The organism is Planococcus sp. SSTMD024, assembly GCF_041320495.1.
GTDB lineage: Bacteria > Bacillota > Bacilli > Bacillales_A > Planococcaceae > Planococcus.
The window spans coordinates 1-16,303 of record NZ_JBGGNS010000019.1; the positions used below are offsets into that span (position 1 = coordinate 1).

A 16,303-nucleotide genomic window follows, 5' to 3' on the forward strand; every position below is an offset into this window, starting at 1 on the left:
TAGGCTACTTGTCACCCCGAGAGTTCGGGGCGCAAGCAGCCTAATGAAGGTGTTTTATGGTTGTCTCAAATCGCTATGTCAGTCTAGTCAATCGATTCGGAATGGGGGCTTTTTAAATGGACGGATTGAGGGACTGGAAGAAACCTTTTAAGTTATAGCAGATTTCCGGACGAGGGCTGAAGGCTTCCACCGAGAAGCTTGCTCCAAACTGCGGCTCCAAGCACTCAGCAATACGGCACCCAAGACCATAACTGCCCCGATCCAAGGCGTATGGATCAAACCGATTGAATCTGCGACCGCACCGCCAAGCACCGCTCCGATGGCAATGCCTGCATTGAAGGCAGCAATATTGATGGCAGAAGCCGTATCCACAGCACTCGGCACGTAACGTTCAGCAAGCATCACCACGTAGACTTGAAGCCCTGGTACGTTCATGAACGCGAACAACCCCATTAAGAGGATGGTGATCAAACCGGCGATTTTGAAGGGGGCAGTAAACGACAACATCAGCAAGATGCCCGCTTGAATCAAGAACATATAGAACAATGCGCGAATGGGATTATGGTTAGCAAGTTTGCCGCCGATCGTATTGCCCGCAGCAATGGCAAGGCCGTATTTCAAAAGAATGATGGTGACCGTTCCACTTGCAAAGCCAGTGACTTCCTGGAGCAACGGAGACAGGTAGGTGAAGACGACAAACGTGCCGCCATAGCCGAGCGCCGTAATGGCAAAGACCAACAGCAAGCGCCCATTCGTCACTAGCTTCACTTGATCGCGCAAGGTGGTGCGCGCCGCTTTTTTCAAATTACCCGGCACAAGGAAAGCGTTGCCGATCAATGCTACGACACCGAGTGCGACAATCGCCATGAACGCCGTGCGCCAGCCGAACTGTTGGCCCAAAAAGGTGCCAAAGGGAACGCCGGTCACCGTAGCTACCGTCAATCCGGTGAACATCATCGCAATGGCGCTGGCTCGGTTGTTTTCCGGTACCAGATCCGCAGCGATTGTAGCACCGATTGCCATAAAAACACCGTGCGCCAATGCAGAAATAACTCGTGCAGCGAGTAAAACACCGACAGTCGGGGCGGTTGCCGCTATCAAGTTCCCAATAACGAAGACGACCATAATCCATAACAGCAACGACTTACGCGGCATATTTGAGCTGACAGAAGTCAGTACCGGGGCGTCGACCATGACACCAATCGCATATAATGACACAGTCAAACCCGCTGTGCTGACGGGAATTCCCAAATCTTCAGCAATCAACGGCAATAAGCCGACACTGATAAATTCGGTGGTGCCAATGGCAAAAGCACTTAGCGCCAATGCCAATAAGGCAAAATTGCTTCTTTTTTGTGATGCAGACATATGTTTCTCCTCCAAAGCGTTTTTATCGATCGATTTCGCTCGATACATGCTAGTATGGATGGCGAGGTTTTTAAAAGGAAGTACGTACTTTAAAGTGCTGTAGGCACTTTTTGGTGCCTATGGGAGGAATAGAAATGGTGAAAAAATATAATATTTCGGTGGAAGCCACGTTGGAAGTGATCGGCGGCAAATGGAAAACGGTGATTCTTTGCCATTTGACGCACGGCACGAAACGGACGAGTGAATTGCGGCGTTTGATGCCAAACATCACACAAAAGATGTTAACGCAGCAATTGCGTGAGTTGGAAGCTGATGGCATCATTAACCGAATCGTTTACAACCAAGTGCCGCCAAAAGTCGAATACGAACTAAGTGAGTATGGCTGGAGCTTGCAAGGCATTTTGGATTCGTTGTGACAATGGGGCGAAATGCATATTGAGAAAGTGCACGGCGATAAATTCGAAGTGCTGGAAGAAGGCGTCTTGAACGACCATTTAAAATAGCCAGCAGCCGGTCTCCAAAAAGCTAGATGGTACGGGGAGATGGGGACGGGTTAAACGGCTGGAATGCTGTTTTAAAATTTAGTTTACATAATATAAATTATAGGAAGTTATGTTTCATTTAATAAGTATACTCATGACAGTGAGACGAAACCGGGATTTTCAGTGAAACCAGCTGTTTTTTTCATTTGCTGAGCTATGCGTTTGTTTGAGTGATTTTGTCGTGTTTTTCTACGAAGACTGCGTTACTTAACATGACCAGTAAATCAAAAAACCAAATCGGTTCAGCTGTTGATCAGCCGTTCCGGTTCGGGTTTAGTTGTTTGTCAGCTTGGCACATATCAACTGGACTCTTAAGTCGTCAGCCTGATGATGATTGTGTAGTTCATGTATGCATCGCTGCATCGCCGTATTCATTTTGCGCCTTTTAGTTCCATCAGTTCTTATGTAGCCATAAACCGCTCCGGCTGGCTTCTTGCTGCAGTCACTAATCCATAAAATCTCCTGATTGATCGATCAACATCTTTTATTCGCATAATTCCGCTATCGAGCCCTTTCATATGACTTTTCCAGGAATGGCCGCTTCCTGCCGCTTTTCCGGCCAATTCACCAGGAATATGCCTGTAAAGATCAACGCGCCGCCAACGATCAGTGACACCCCGACTTGCTCCCCTAAAATGAGCCATCCCGAGATGACGCCAAAAAACGGCGCCAGGAATAAAAAAGCGCTCACTTTCCCGGGATTGCCGTTTTGCAGCAGGTAAAACCAAATCGCAAACTGGATGATCGATGCCGGAATCGCCAGCCAGAAAATAATGAACAACGACTCGGGATTGAGTGCCAGTCGTTGGGTTTCCAACAAGCTGCTTGCCATCAGCAAGATCAAGCCGCCAAACAGCATTTGATACGCCGTCAGCACCCACGTATCGAGCCGGATGCCCCAATACTTGATCAATAATGTGCCGATTGCCCAGGACACAGCGCTCCCGAAGCCGAACAAGGTGCCGACTTCCAAGTTCACTTGGCTTCCCATCGTGATGAAGACGCCGAAAAACCCAAGCAGCACCCCTCCCCATTGAACGATGCGGTAGCGGATGCCGAGTGCAACGGTGCCAAAAATCACCACCAATAAAGGATTGGTGAACGTCAAAATGGCGGATTCCCCAGCCGTGATCGTCCGCAAACTCAGGAAAATGCAGCCCATGACGCCCGCGGTCTGGAAAAAGCCGATAACCAGAATATGCAGCCACTCGGAACGCTGTCTCGGGTGCTTGCGCCGGAACAGCTTGACAAAGACGGCCATTAAAATGCCCGCAATCGTAAAACGGATCCCGACCAACAGCAACGGCGAGACGTGGTCGAGGCCGATTTTGCCGACCGCAAACGAAGACCCCATCAAACTGGTCGTGATGATGACGAGAAACGCGAAAAGGAATTTGTTGTTCACAGGACACCCGCTCCTAGCTGCATGAAAAAACTCATCCAGAAATAGTCGAAACTTTTGATCTATTCCCCTATCGTACCGCATTTTTGCTCCAGTTGTCTCCCTATCTTTAAAACCGGACATTATTGATTCCAGACAAAAGCCCATTCCATAGCAAAAAAACCGGAAACGCCATCTCGTGTGCGATTCCGGGTGGGCATTAAATTAACGGATCAAATTATGCTTCCGTCACGAGGAAATTCCAGCGATGCCCGTCCACATCCGAAAACCCCGCTCCGTACAAGCCGTTTCGCTCACCCGGCGGCGCAAAGACGATGCCGCCTGCCTGTTCGATGCGGAATACGAGATTGTCGACTTCTTCACGGGATTTGGCCGACAGCGAAAACAACACTTCACTGCCGATCGATGTGTCCGCGATGTCTTGCTCGGTAAAGGCTTTAAAGGTTTCTTGCGGGAACAGCATCACATACAGGTGCTGCCGTTCCACATAGAATGCCGCTTGCTGGTCGTTGCTCGAATCCGCTTTGAACGTCAAAAATCCGGCTTGTTCATAAAACGCCGTTGCCGCCTGCAAATCCTTTACCGGCAAATTGATCCACAAGCTGTGGTCCATGGTTTTTCACCTCGTTTCCCTTCCTAAACCAGTCGCTGCCCTGCCCGGAGATCGTGTTAACTATCTAATTCCCCCGCTGCGTCATGGCAAACCCATCGGCGCGTATGTCCATCACAAGCCGCTCCGTTGACTTCTCGCAAACGCTCCTTTAATATAATGTTTTATTCCCTACTATATCACTCAGAAAAGGATGGTTTATATGACAACTTCGACTCGTGTCCAACCGGTCGACGAGGCAAAAGACCCCGTTTATCGCGATTCGATTGCACTGGACGCACCGCAAAAAGCATTGATTGGCGGCGGACTTACCGTCAGCGCATTGTTGACGGTCTACTTGCTCGCCACACAGCACATTTCACAAACCATCTTGCTCGGGCTTGGGCTATTGCTCGGTTATACCTTATTCCATGCCCGGTTCGGCTTCACGTCCGCTTTTCGGCGCTTCATGTCGGTCGGCAATGGCCAAGCGATGCGCTCGCACATGCTTATGCTGGCAGTTGCCGTGACGCTCTTCGCGCCGATTCTGGCGTACGGCTATTCGTTCTTTGGCACCGGTGTGTCAGGGTACGTCTCCCCGGTCGGCGTGAGCTTAGTCGTCGGTGCGTTTATTTTCGGCATCGGCATGCAGCTCGGCGGCGGCTGTGCTTCCGGCACGCTCTATGCGATCGGCGGCGGGCGTTCGGTCATGTTCGTCACGCTGTTGTTCTTTATTATCGGAACGACGATCGGCGCCTATCACTTGCCGTTTTGGACAGAAGACATGCCGGCTTTTGAACCGGTGTCACTCGCGACGTCCACTGGTCTTGGCTACGGCGGCGCATGGCTCGTGTCGATTGCGTTGTTCGGGCTCATCGCCTGGATCACGTTGATCATCGAGAAAAAGAAACGCGCCCCGAAAATGGCGCCGCTTCCGACAACGACTGGTTGGAAACGCATTTTCCGCGGTTCGTGGCCGTTGTTCGCCGCAGCGATCGCGCTTGCGGTATTGAACGCACTGACCTTGATGACGCGCGGCACGCCGTGGGGCATCACGTCCGCATTCGCATTATGGGGATCAAAAATTGCCGGATTCTTCGGCGTGGACGTCGCAAGCTGGGGCTACTGGCAAGGCGCAAATGCCGCGATGCTCGAATCGTCCACTTTCGCCGATTCCACCACGGTGTTGAACTTCGGGGTCATTCTCGGTGCATTTCTCGCATCCGCAGCTGGCGGCTTGTTCAAGTTCACCAAAATCACCATGGGCAATTTCTGGGCATCCGTTGTCGGCGGCTTGTTGATGGGCTACGGGGCGCGGCTCGCGTTCGGCTGCAACATCGGCGCGTATTTCGGCGGCATCGCTTCATTTAGCCTGCACGGCTATATTTGGGGCATTCTCGCACTCGCCGGTACGTTTTTCGCACTTTACTTGCGGCCCTTGTTCGGCCTGTCTGTCCCGAAATCCAACGATTCGGTGTGCTAGAGGTTTTAATCGCTTAACGATAAAAAAGGAGGCTCCCTGTCACAGGGAGCCTCCTTTTACATTTACATGACGACCGATAATGAGTCCCGCAAATTCGCTGTTCATTATCGGTCAGCTAGCCGCCCAAGTGCCCGATTAGCTGAATCCGCAAGGGCCCTGATTCCCGCTCACTGGTTGACTGGCGCACGGTTTTTCAGTTCCCTGCGTAAAATCTTGCCGCTGATTTTTGTTTTCGGCAATTCCTCGATCACTTCGATCTCGCGCGGTGCGGCATGGGCGGACAGTTTCGAACGCACAAACAAGCGAATGTCTTCGATTACTTCATCGCTGACCGTATAGCCGCTGTTGAGCACGATAAATGCTTTGACGATTTCTCCCCGCAGCGCATCGGGCTTGCCGATCACGCCCGCTTCTGCGACCGCTTCGTGTTCGAGCAATTTGCTCTCCACTTCAAACGGTCCGATGCGCTCACCTGAGGAATTGATCATGTCGTCACTGCGCCCTTGGAAAAAGATGTAGCCGTCTTCGTCTTGGATCGCCAAATCGCCGGATAAGTACCAGCCGTCAAATTGGAAATACGACCGGTATTTGGCCTCGTTTTGCCACACTTCCCGCATGATGCCCGGCCACGGGGTGCGGATTGCCAAATGGCCGATCTCCCCGTTTGGCAGCGCCTCGCCTTGGTCGTTCAGGATGCTGACTGATATGCCGGGGAACGGGCGCCCCATGGAACCTGGCTTGATGACTGCAGCCGGCAAATTGACGATCAGCTGGGCGCCGGTTTCGGTCATCCACCACGTATCGTGGATGCGCAGGCCCAATTGCTCGCTTCCCCAATAGATCACTTCGGGGTTCAACGGTTCACCGACGCTCAGGATGTGGCGCAGCGAACGGAGGTCGTAGCGCGCCAAGACCTCAGCCCCCGCTGATTTCAGCATGCGGAACGCGGTCGGCGCACTGTACCAAACCGTGACCTTTGCCCGCTCGATGGTGGCGTACCAGGAATCGGCATCAAAACGCCCGCCGTTGACGACGATGGTGGCGCGGTTCAGCCACGGGGCGAAGATCGCATAGACGGTGCCCGTTACCCAGCCCGGATGCGCCGTGCACCAATAGACATCGTCTTCTTTCAAATCGAGCACCCAGTGGCCGGTCTGGTATTGATGGATCATCGCGCGGTGTGCATGGATGATGCCTTTCGGTTTGCCGGTCGAGCCGCTCGTGTAATGGATGTTGAGCGGGTGTTCCAAGTCGACCCATTCAGTTGAAAAACCGCTGTCAGTGGTTTGTTCTGACAGCTCCGTCAAGGAAATTTCCCCTGCTCGGCAGCGATCGGATCCGGCGGTGATGAAAATCTTTTCCAGAGACGGCAACTCATCCCGTGGAATGCGCACGGCAAGCGCCGGGTCGGTGATGATAAAGCGCCCACTGCAGTCTTGTACGCGGTCGCGCACCGCTTCTTCCATGAACGCCTCGAACAACGGGCCGGCGATGGCGCCGAGTTTTATCACTGCGAGCATACTGATATAGCAATCGGCATTTTTCGGCAGGAAAATAAAGACGATGTCGCCCCGGCGGACGCCTTCACTTCGAAGGGCTGCCGCGACGTGGTCGGTTTGTCTTTTCACTTCGTCGAACGTCCAGTGCTCCTCGTGTTCACCATTGATGTAATGAAGGGCCGTTTTGCTGCCGTAGCCGTCCTCGACGTGCCGGTCGATGCATTCATGGGCCATGTTGACTTTTCCTGTCTCGCTCCAGGTAAATTGCCGTTCCACTTGCTGCCAGGAAAAAGATCGCCGCCCTTGGTCATAGTCCGGCAAGTTCGGCTCGTTCCCTGGTTGAAAACGTGGTGCCAATGGTTGATTGCTCATCTGTTGTGCCTCCTTTTGTCTATAGAAAAAACCCCGCTCATCGAAAGAAGAGGGGATTCGGTCCTCAACTTATCTTTCAGCCTCGCGGACTGCAGGAAGGAGCACCTGTGCAAGCATTGCTTGCCGGTTGCTGGGTTTCATCGGGCCTGATCCCTCCACCACTCGTGATAAGAAGTGTTGCTATGTAATTGAAAAACGAATGTCCAAAACAAAAACAGACCTCCACGAGAGAAGGTCTGTTGTGCCTTCTCTTATCTGCCAGACGCATTCGCCTGTTGGAAGGAGCACCTGTGCAAGTAAGACTTGCCGGTTGCCGGGCTTCACAGGGCCAATTCCCTCCGCCGCTCTCGATAAGATGATGGTTGTCTATGAAATTCGCTATGTCGACAATGGTACGGGAGCACTTCCGGGATGTCAACAACTTCTTCCAAATAACTTGAAATATTCCTTGTTTTCCGACTTTTTAAATAGGCATTCCCTTTTAGGTTCGTGGCACCAGCCGCCGCTTGAAAAAAGGATTTTCTCAATTGTTGCGGAATGGCCCATCTCATTAAAACCATTACCGGGAATATACTGACCTTTTTCTTGATTATTGCTATACTCAAGAGACTTTAATGAAAAGTGCAGGTGTTCATGATTCAACCGTATTTGATCCAAACCATTGATTCGCTCGACCCAAGAGTTTCTCATGCCTCCCCCGTGCCGCTCCATCGCCATCAGCAGACCGCAGAGCTGGTGTGGATGGAAAGCGGCACGGGGGAAGTCGCGCTCGCCGATCAGCGGCTGGCGCTGTCACCTGGCGATCTGCTGTTGATCCCGACAGGCTGTTGGCATCGTTTCGACCGTGCCGATGGGCGCATCAGAACACTGATTGGCCCCCCCGCCTCTAACATGTCTTCGGTTCGATTCATGAAGGCGGAAAGCCCGCAGTTTATCGCTTCACTGTTTGCGGAACTCGAGCGTGAAATTCAATCGGCTGCGTCCTCTGGCAGCAAATGCCAAAAAATAGTGGAACTGTTGTGGATGGAATGCGGCATCACGCAACTTTCGGCATCTGCCCTGCCCACGGATTCTTTCCGATTGCTTCACCTCTTGCATGAATTGGAGGAAGACTGCCACTTGCCGTTTTCCCTATCCGCTACCGCCGCCCGGTTCGGCCTTAGCAAATTCCACTTCAGCCGCCTGTTTAAAGAACGCTGCACACAAACACCGCTTCAGTTCGTCATCGGCTGCCGCCTGGACTGCGCGCAGCAGTTATTGCGTGCGACTGGAGAGGAAGTGGCAGCCATCGCCGCCCGGTGCGGCTACAAGAGCGCTACGCAGTTTCACGCGGCGTTCACACGCCATAGCGGCATGACCCCGCGGTGTTACCGCCTGCATCAAACGGACGGCGTGTAATGCCATTCAAAGGAGACCACTCATGACGATCGAATTCATCTACCGCTCATTGGAATTTTCAGCGCTCCTGCTACTTAATATTGCCATCGGCGCGTTCGGTTTCATTCCGAGCCTCCTCATCACCCCGGTCAACCTGGATCGTTTTGGACTGGCCGGCGGCAGCGTATTGTCCGTCAGCGGAGAAATCATCGGGGCGCTCTTCGGCTTTTGGCTCTACCGTTACGGCGCCAAGCACATGCCGCCCGCTTGGCAGCAACTGCGGTGGTTTCGGTTTTTCCTGCGCCAACAGAATGCCGCTGTATTTTGGGCGGTCATCGCGTTTCGCTTGCTGCCATTTGCCCCGTCCGGCGCCGTCACGGCGGGAGCCGCGCTGACCCGGATTTCGACGCCCGCTTTTTTTGCGGCGAGTTCGATTGGCAAGCTGCCGGCAGTGGCCGTTGAAATTGCCGTCGCGTTCGGGCTGACTTTGTGGCTGCCCCGCTCCGTGCTGTATGCCGTGATCATGGCTTTACTGGTGATGGTCGTTACGGCCGCCATCCTCCGAAAGCGCAGCACGCCGAAAACCGATGCGCACTAAAAAAGCGAGAGAATCCCTTGTGAGGATCTCTCGCTTTTTGCTGTTCGTTAATTGACTTTCTTGCCGCCGCCCCAATACATTTCACGCAATTGGAACTTCTGCAGCTTGCCCGTCGCCGTCTTCGGCAAAGCTTCCACGAAGTCGACCGATTTCGGCACTTTAAAGCGCGACATGTGCTCCCGCGTATAGTCGAGGATTTCCTGTTCGGTCACTTCCGCGCCGTTGTGCAAGACAATGATTGCTTTTGGCACTTCGCCCCATTTCTCGTCCGGCACGGCAATGACCGCGACTTCCGCGATTGCCGGATGCTTATACAGCACGCCTTCGATTTCGGTGGACGAAATGTTTTCACCGCCCGAGATGATCATGTCCTTGATGCGGTCCTGGATTTCGATAAAGCCGTCCGGATGCGTCACGGCGAGGTCACCCGTATAGAACCAGCCATCGCGGATCGCTTCGGCGGTTTTTTCCGGATCTTTGTAATAGCCTGCCATGACGACGTTGCCCCGCGTCACAATTTCCCCGAGTTCCTTGCCGTTCCAGGCGACTTCTTTTCCGTCTTCCTGGCTGACGACTTTTGTTTCGCCGTTAAAGGCCAGTTCAATGCCTTGGCGCGCCTTGATGCTCGCCTGCTGCTCCGCATCCAGCTCATCGAATTCGTTTTTCCATTCGCAATACAAAATGAACGGCGAAGTCTCGGTCAGCCCATAGACGTGCATCATGTTGAGGCCGAGCGTCTGCTGGGCTTTGGCGATAAGTGCCGCAGCGGGCGGCGCGCCGGCCGTGCCCATGCGAATTTTGGTCTTCAATTCAATGTCTTTCGCTTTCGGTTCATTGACCAGCATGTTGACGACCGTCGGCGCGCCGCACAACGAGGTGATGCCGTGGCTTTCGAACAAATCGAGGATGAGCGGCGGGTCAACTTTTCTTAAGCACACATGCGTGGCACCTGCTGCTGTGATCGCCCACACACCGCCCCAGCCGTTTGTGTGGAACATCGGCAAGGTATGCAAATAGACATCGTCGAATTTAATCTCCAAATGATGCAGGAAGTTTGCACCGTTCAAATAATTCGTCCGGTGTGTCTGCATGACGCCTTTCGGGTTCGACGTCGTGCCGCTTGTGTAATTCAGCGACAGCATCTGGTTTTCATCGAGTTCCACAACAGGCAATTGCTCTTCGTCTGTGACGGCTCCGATAAATTCCTCGTAGCCGATGCCCGGAAGGTTCGTCTCATGCCCTTCAGCCGGTGCGATGATGTATTTGTCGATCGGCAAGTCGCCTTGGATCTCTTCGATGATCTTGGCGTATTCCGCATCGACAATCAGCATCTTCGCGTCACTGTGTTTGATGATATAACCCAAGTCTTTCGCGGACAGCCGGTAATTTAGCGGCACGATAACCGCACCGAGCGGCGGAATACCGTAGAACGCCTCGAGCATGTAATGGGTATTCGGCAGCATCACGGCGACATGGTCTTGTTCCTGGATGCCTGCATTATGTAAGGCAATTCCCAACTGGTCGGAGCGGCGGGCAAACTCCTTATACGTGAAGCGCTTGTCTCCGTCGATGACGGCTACCTTGTCCGGGTAATACTTGACTGCGCGTCGTTTCCAGTCCAGCGGTGTCAATGGTACGATCATTTCCAAAACCCCTCTCGTGTCTCTTGTATCCAACTGTTATATATCAAGTATAGAAAGGCGCACACGGGCTGTCAACGGAAGTTTCGGAATTGGCGGAAAAATGAAACAATACATTTTTTGTGTTATAGCACAATTCCATCCACCGTCAAGAAATGGCTGTTCCACCAGCGGCTACCGAATTCAAGGCAAGCGGCAGGCATTCAGCACTGCGTCTTGTGTTTCGTTGGGGCGTAGTCTTGTGCCAGCAGCGCCAAGTAATCGATATCTTCGTAGGCGCCGTCCATGAAAAACTCTTGTTTAAAACGCCCTTCAAAGGCCATGCCCGCTTTTTCAAGCACCCGCCTCGACGCAGGGTTGCGCACGAGACAGCGGCCGAACACGCGGTTCAGGCCGTGTTCGGTGAATGCCTGGTCCAACACTTTTTGGCACGCTTCTGTCGCATAGCCCTGCCCCCACTCGGTGGGGTCGATAAAATAGCCGATTTCCCCTGAACGGTGGGCCTTTGAAATGGAGACCAATCCGCAGTTGCCGATGTAGCGGGCGGGTTGGTCTTTTGTGTAGACCGCGTATTCAAAGGCATGGCCGATGTCAAAGCTTTTTTGGACATAGTTGAGCCACCCGTCGAGTTGCTTTCTCGGATACGGATGCGGAATCATCAGCATCATTTCGGCAATTTCCCGTTTTTTAACCACGGCGTAAACCCTATCCGCCATGTCCGCTTGATAAGGCTTCAACCAGAGCCGTTCGGTTTCCAGTATCATCACGCATGCCTCCTGTTTGGTGATCCAGATTGGCCCTGGTACTGCCAAAAAGAATACAGCTAACGAGTTATTCGGTTAATATTCTGAATAAATTTATAGTGAATAGGCCATAATGCAATAAAAAGGCGTTGAATGATTTATTCATTCAACGCCTTTCGTCTTATTCGGCAGCGGGCACTAAGTAAGCTGCCGTGACGGCGCCGTCTGTTGCTTCGTCAACGATAAACGAACCATTCGAATAGCGGTCGACTGCTTTCAACCGGCCCGGTGCAATCGGAATGCGCAAGCCTTTGGCCGTTTCGAGCAGAATCTCTTCTTTTCCGGTCGTGCCGATGACGGCAACGACGCGGTGGGGATTGGATTTCAATTCCCGCAGCATGATGACGCCGCGTTTGGCGCGGCTGCCGCTTTCAAATTCACTAAGTTTCATTTTCTTTGCGGCCCCGCGCTGCGTCGCGAGCACGAGATCGGGCTGCTGTTTCGCATCAATCATGACCGCAGACACCGCTTCGTCGCCTTCTTTCAAGTTCAAGCCTTTGACGCCAGACGTCCGGAGCCCTGTTACAGGCACTTCTTCGAGTGGGAAACGGACGCCGTACGCCATCTTGGTGGCCAGGAACAGTTCGCTTTCGCTCGTTACGAGCCCTGCAAAGATCATGTCGTCGCCTTTTTTCAAGTTCATCGTCTTGATGGCGCGTGAGTAGCGCTGCACGTGGTAATCTTTCAGCGCCGAACGCTTCACTTGGCCGAATTTGGAGACGGTTAAAATGGTCGCATCTTGTTCGAAGTCTTCGAACGGGAACACCGCGAGCACCGATTCGTTGGAATCCAAGGTGACGATGCTCGATAAATGCTGGCCGAGGTCTTTCCATTTGATATCCGGCAGTTCATTGACGGGCTGGAATACGAAATTTCCGCCGGTCGTGAAGATCAAGACCGTATGCTGTGTATTGAGGTTGCCTTCGAACAATAGGTGGTCGCTGTCTTTCATGGCGAAATCCTTGCCGTTCGAAGCCGCATGGGAGCGGGTGCTCGTCCGTTTGACATAGCCTTCTTTCGTCACGGTGACAATGACTTCTTCGCTTGGAATCATGATTTCGCGCGTAATGGTCAACTCTTCGATCTTTTCTTCGATTTCGGAGCGGCGCGGCTCGGCGAATTTCTTACGGATCGCCTGGAGTTCCTTTTTGATGACGTTTTTCAATTTCGTCGCGCTCGTCAAGATGCCCGTCAGCTCGGCAATCAATTTGCGCAAGCTTTCCTCTTCTTTTTTGAGTTCGGTGATGTCGGTATTCGTCAATCGGTACAGCTGCAAGGACACAATCGCTTCTGCCTGCGCTTCTGAAAACTCGAATTTCGCGATTAAGTTGTTTTTCGCGTCGCGTTTGTCTTTGGACGCACGGATGGTCTTGATCACTTTATCGAGAATCGACAAGGCTTTGATCAAGCCTTCGACGATGTGCATGCGGTCGCTCGCTTTTTGCAAGTCGAATTCCGAACGTTTCGTCACGACTTCTTTTTGGTGTTCGATATAGGCATCGAGCATCGTCGGCAAGGTCATCATCGTCGGGCGGCGGTGATGGATCGCCACCATGTTGAAGTTGTAGCTGATCTGCAGATCGGTGTTTTTGTACAAATAGTTCAAGATGCCGGCCGCCTGCACTTCTTTTTTCAATTCGATGACGATGCGAAGGCCCGTGCGGTCGGATTCATCGCGCACTTCGGAAATGCCGTCGAGTTTGCGGTCAAAGCGGTGGTCATCGATTTTCTTGATGAGGCTCGCTTTGTTCACCTCGAACGGGACTTCCGTAATGACGATCTGTTCTTTGCCGCCTTTTAACGGTTCAACCGCCGCTTTGGAACGGACGACGATTTTTCCGCGCCCCGTTTCATAGGCTTTTTTGATGCCGTCGACGCCTTGGATGATGCCGCCGGTCGGAAAGTCCGGGCCTTTGATGACGGTCATCAATTCATCGATCGACGCATCCGGCTTGTCGATGCGCATGAGGACCGCATCGAGTGCTTCATGCAGCGCATGTGGCGGAATGTCGGTGGCATAGCCCGCCGAGATCCCGGTCGAGCCGTTGACGAGCAAATTCGGGAAACGCGCCGGCAGGACGGTCGGTTCGACGTCCACGTCGTCGAAATTCGGGATGAATTCGACGGTGCGTTTTTCGATGTCGCGCAACAATTCGCCGGAAATCGCGGAAAGCCGGGCTTCCGTATAACGCATCGCGGCCGGGGAATCCCCGTCCATCGAGCCGTTGTTGCCGTGCATCTCCACCAGCATGTGGCGGATTTTCCAGTCCTGGCTGAGCCGCACCATCGCTTCGTAAACGGAGCTATCGCCGTGCGGGTGGTAATTGCCGATGACGTTCCCGACCGTTTTGGCGGATTTCCGGAACGCTTTGTCGTTGGTGTTGCCTTCGTGGTGCATCGCATACAGGATGCGGCGCTGTACGGGTTTCAGCCCGTCGCGGGCATCCGGCAGCGCGCGGTCCTGGATGATGTATTTGCTGTAGCGGCCAAACCGATCGCCGATGACTTCTTCTAAGGGCAGATCTTGGAAACGTTCGGTTTGTGTCATACGAGTTCCTCCTCAGCGTGAATCAAATCATTTTCTAAGATGTTGCTGTCGTCTTCCAAGCCGAAGTCGACGTTGTGTTCGATCCATTTGCGGCGCGGTTCGACTTTATCGCCCATAAGCGTTGTGATGCGGCGTTCGGCGCGCGCGCCGTCTTCAATCGTCACGCGGATCAAGGTGCGTGATTCGGGGTTCATTGTCGTCTCCCACAATTGGTCGGCGTTCATTTCCCCAAGGCCTTTGTAGCGCTGGAGCATATAGCCTTTGCCGATTTTCTTGATCGACTCGTCGAGATCCGCTTCGGTCCACGCGTAATCGACAACTTCTTTTTTGCCTGCGCCTTTGGACACTTTGTAGAGCGGCGGCAAGGCGATGAACACTTTGCCCGCTTCAATGAGCGGCTTCATGTAGCGGTAGAAGAACGTCAACAGCAGCACTTGGATATGCGCGCCGTCGGTATCCGCATCGGTCATGATGATGACTTTGTTGTAGGCGATGTCGTCTACCGAGAAGTCGGACGACACGCCGCCGCCGATCGCGTGGATGATGGTGGCGATTTCTTCGTTTTTCATGATTTCTTCCAATTTCGCTTTTTCGGTGTTGACGACTTTCCCGCGCAGCGGCAAGATCGCCTGGAACGTCCGGTCGCGGCCTTGTTTGGCCGAACCGCCCGCCGAGTCGCCCTCGACCAGGTACAATTCGTTCTTTTTGGCGTTGCGCGACTGCGCCGGCGTCAATTTGCCCGACAATAAAGCATCGGATTTCTTGCGTTTTTTGCCGTTTCGGGCGTCTTCGCGCGCTTTTCGTGCGGCGAGACGCGCCTGAGACGCGCGTATGGCTTTGCGGACGAGTGACGCACTGTGTTCTGCGTTCTCCTCGAGGAAGTACATCAATTGCTGGGAGATGACCGCATCGACGGCACTGCGGGCTTCGCTTGTGCCGAGTTTGCTCTTCGTCTGCCCTTCAAATTGCAGCAAAGCTTCCGGGATGCGCACGGAGACGATCGCCGCCAAGCCTTCGCGGATGTCGGAGCCTTCGAGGTTTTTGTCTTTGTCTTTCAACAAATTGATTTTGCGTGCGTAATCGTTGAAGACACGGGTCATGGCCGCTTTGGCACCGGTTTCGTGCGTGCCGCCGTCGCGCGTTCTGACGTTGTTGACGAACGACAAAATCGTTTCGGAATAGCCGTCGTTGAACTGGAACGCGAATTCGACTTCGAGGCTATCGCTTTGCCCTTCCATGTACGCCACTTTATGGAGCACGTCTTTTTCCTCGTTCAAGTATTCGACGAAGGCTTTGATGCCGGTTTCATAAAAGAAACTCTCACCGGTTTGGCTGCGTTCATCGATCAACTCGATGTTCATGCCTTTCATGAGGAACGCCGATTCGCGCAAGCGTTCGCTCAATGTGTCGTAATTGTATTTGGAGACGCTGAAAATGCTTTCATCGGGCAAAAAATGAATTAAGGTGCCCGATTCCTTCGTCTTGCCGATCTCTTCCAAGGTCGTCACGGGTTTGCCGCCGTTTTCAAAACGCTGGCGGTATTTGCGCCCGTCGCGGTGGATCGTCACTTCCAAAAAACTCGACAAGGCATTGACGACGGAAGCGCCGACGCCGTGAAGCCCGCCGCTCGTCTTGTAGCCGCCTTGGCCGAATTTCCCGCCGGCATGGAGCACCGTCAAAATGACTTCTGGTGTCGGCTTGCCGCTTCTGTGCATTCCCGTTGGCATGCCGCGGCCATAGTCGCGCACGCTGATGCTGTTGTCTTCGTGAATGGTCACCGTGATGCGGTCGCCGAAGCCGGCAAGCGCTTCATCGACGGAATTGTCGACGATTTCATAGACCAAGTGGTGAAGCCCGCGGGCATCGGTCGAACCGATGTACATCCCGGGGCGTTTGCGTACCGCATCCAGTCCTTCTAGAACTTGGATCGCTTCTTCGTTGTATGCATTGCTGTTCGTTTTAGCCATTTATTTCCCTCCAACAAACATTTGTTCGTATACTCTCTTCTTTTAATCGTATGCCATTCCAGGCGTTCCTGTCAATGTTCATAGAAAAAGAGCGCTAGGCGCCCTTCGTGAAAAC

11 protein-coding genes, 1 pseudogene and 2 riboswitches are annotated in these 16,303 nt (G+C 53.1%); of the genes and pseudogenes, 4 read left to right on the forward strand and 8 right to left on the reverse strand.

What is annotated here, in order from left to right; translation table 11 throughout:
* Positions 1-147 precede the first annotated feature (147 nt).
* Positions 148-1,368, reverse strand: a complete 1,221-nt coding sequence (locus AB9R92_RS03825; protein ID WP_370668187.1) for an MFS transporter — start codon at positions 1,366-1,368, stop codon at positions 148-150.
* 134 nt (positions 1,369-1,502) lie between these two features.
* Between AB9R92_RS03825 and AB9R92_RS03830 the strand changes: the two are divergent.
* Positions 1,503-1,871 (forward strand): annotated as a pseudogene (locus AB9R92_RS03830) (winged helix-turn-helix transcriptional regulator).
* A gap of 553 nt (positions 1,872-2,424) precedes the next feature.
* On the opposite strand, the gene AB9R92_RS03835 reads toward AB9R92_RS03830, so the two are convergent.
* Both AB9R92_RS03835 and AB9R92_RS03840 read right to left on the reverse strand, forming a co-directional pair.
* Positions 2,425-3,315 carry a DMT family transporter gene (locus tag AB9R92_RS03835; protein WP_370668188.1) on the reverse strand — a complete coding sequence of 297 codons (891 nt, stop codon included), beginning with the start codon at positions 3,313-3,315 and terminating at the stop codon, positions 2,425-2,427.
* A gap of 214 nt (positions 3,316-3,529) precedes the next feature.
* The gene (locus AB9R92_RS03840; protein ID WP_370668189.1) at positions 3,530-3,925 is read right to left on the reverse strand and encodes a VOC family protein; all 396 of its coding nucleotides are present in this window, start codon (positions 3,923-3,925) and stop codon (positions 3,530-3,532) included.
* A gap of 199 nt (positions 3,926-4,124) precedes the next feature.
* On the opposite strand from AB9R92_RS03840, the gene AB9R92_RS03845 reads away from it, so the two are divergent.
* Positions 4,125-5,384 (forward strand): YeeE/YedE family protein, encoded by a 1,260-nt coding sequence (locus AB9R92_RS03845; protein WP_370668190.1) that lies wholly within the window; start codon positions 4,125-4,127, stop codon positions 5,382-5,384.
* Between the two features lie 167 nt (positions 5,385-5,551).
* Here AB9R92_RS03845 and acsA read toward each other — a convergent pair whose 3' ends face one another.
* Positions 5,552-7,255, reverse strand: a complete 1,704-nt coding sequence (gene acsA, locus AB9R92_RS03850) for an acetate--CoA ligase (protein WP_370668191.1) — start codon at positions 7,253-7,255, stop codon at positions 5,552-5,554.
* Between the two features lie 66 nt (positions 7,256-7,321).
* Positions 7,322-7,429: riboswitch (SAM riboswitch) on the reverse strand.
* Positions 7,430-7,503: 74 nt separating this feature from the next.
* A riboswitch (SAM riboswitch) is annotated at positions 7,504-7,612 on the reverse strand.
* Positions 7,613-7,888: 276 nt separating this feature from the next.
* Between acsA and AB9R92_RS03855 the strand changes: the two genes are divergently transcribed.
* A complete protein-coding gene (locus AB9R92_RS03855) occupies positions 7,889-8,653 on the forward strand; it encodes a helix-turn-helix domain-containing protein (RefSeq protein ID WP_370668192.1) in 765 nt (254 codons plus the stop codon).
* A 22-nt stretch (positions 8,654-8,675) separates the two neighbouring features.
* Positions 8,676-9,230, forward strand: a complete 555-nt coding sequence (locus AB9R92_RS03860) for a TVP38/TMEM64 family protein (RefSeq protein ID WP_370668193.1) — start codon at positions 8,676-8,678, stop codon at positions 9,228-9,230.
* Between the two features lie 47 nt (positions 9,231-9,277).
* Here AB9R92_RS03860 and AB9R92_RS03865 read toward each other — a convergent pair whose 3' ends face one another.
* From AB9R92_RS03865 to parE, 4 genes are all read right to left on the reverse strand, one after another.
* Positions 9,278-10,873, reverse strand: coding sequence for a long-chain-fatty-acid--CoA ligase (locus tag AB9R92_RS03865; RefSeq protein ID WP_370668194.1), 1,596 nt, complete (start codon positions 10,871-10,873; stop codon positions 9,278-9,280).
* A 200-nt stretch (positions 10,874-11,073) separates the two neighbouring features.
* Positions 11,074-11,634, reverse strand: coding sequence for a GNAT family N-acetyltransferase (locus AB9R92_RS03870; protein ID WP_370668195.1), 561 nt, complete (start codon positions 11,632-11,634; stop codon positions 11,074-11,076).
* A 160-nt stretch (positions 11,635-11,794) separates the two neighbouring features.
* The gene (gene parC, locus AB9R92_RS03875) at positions 11,795-14,221 is read right to left on the reverse strand and encodes a DNA topoisomerase IV subunit A (protein WP_370668196.1); all 2,427 of its coding nucleotides are present in this window, start codon (positions 14,219-14,221) and stop codon (positions 11,795-11,797) included.
* Complete coding sequence (parE, locus tag AB9R92_RS03880; RefSeq protein WP_370668197.1) at positions 14,218-16,188, reverse strand: DNA topoisomerase IV subunit B; 1,971 nt, start codon at positions 16,186-16,188, stop codon at positions 14,218-14,220. The genes parC and parE overlap by 4 nt, the downstream gene beginning before the upstream one ends.
* Positions 16,189-16,303 lie beyond the last annotated feature (115 nt).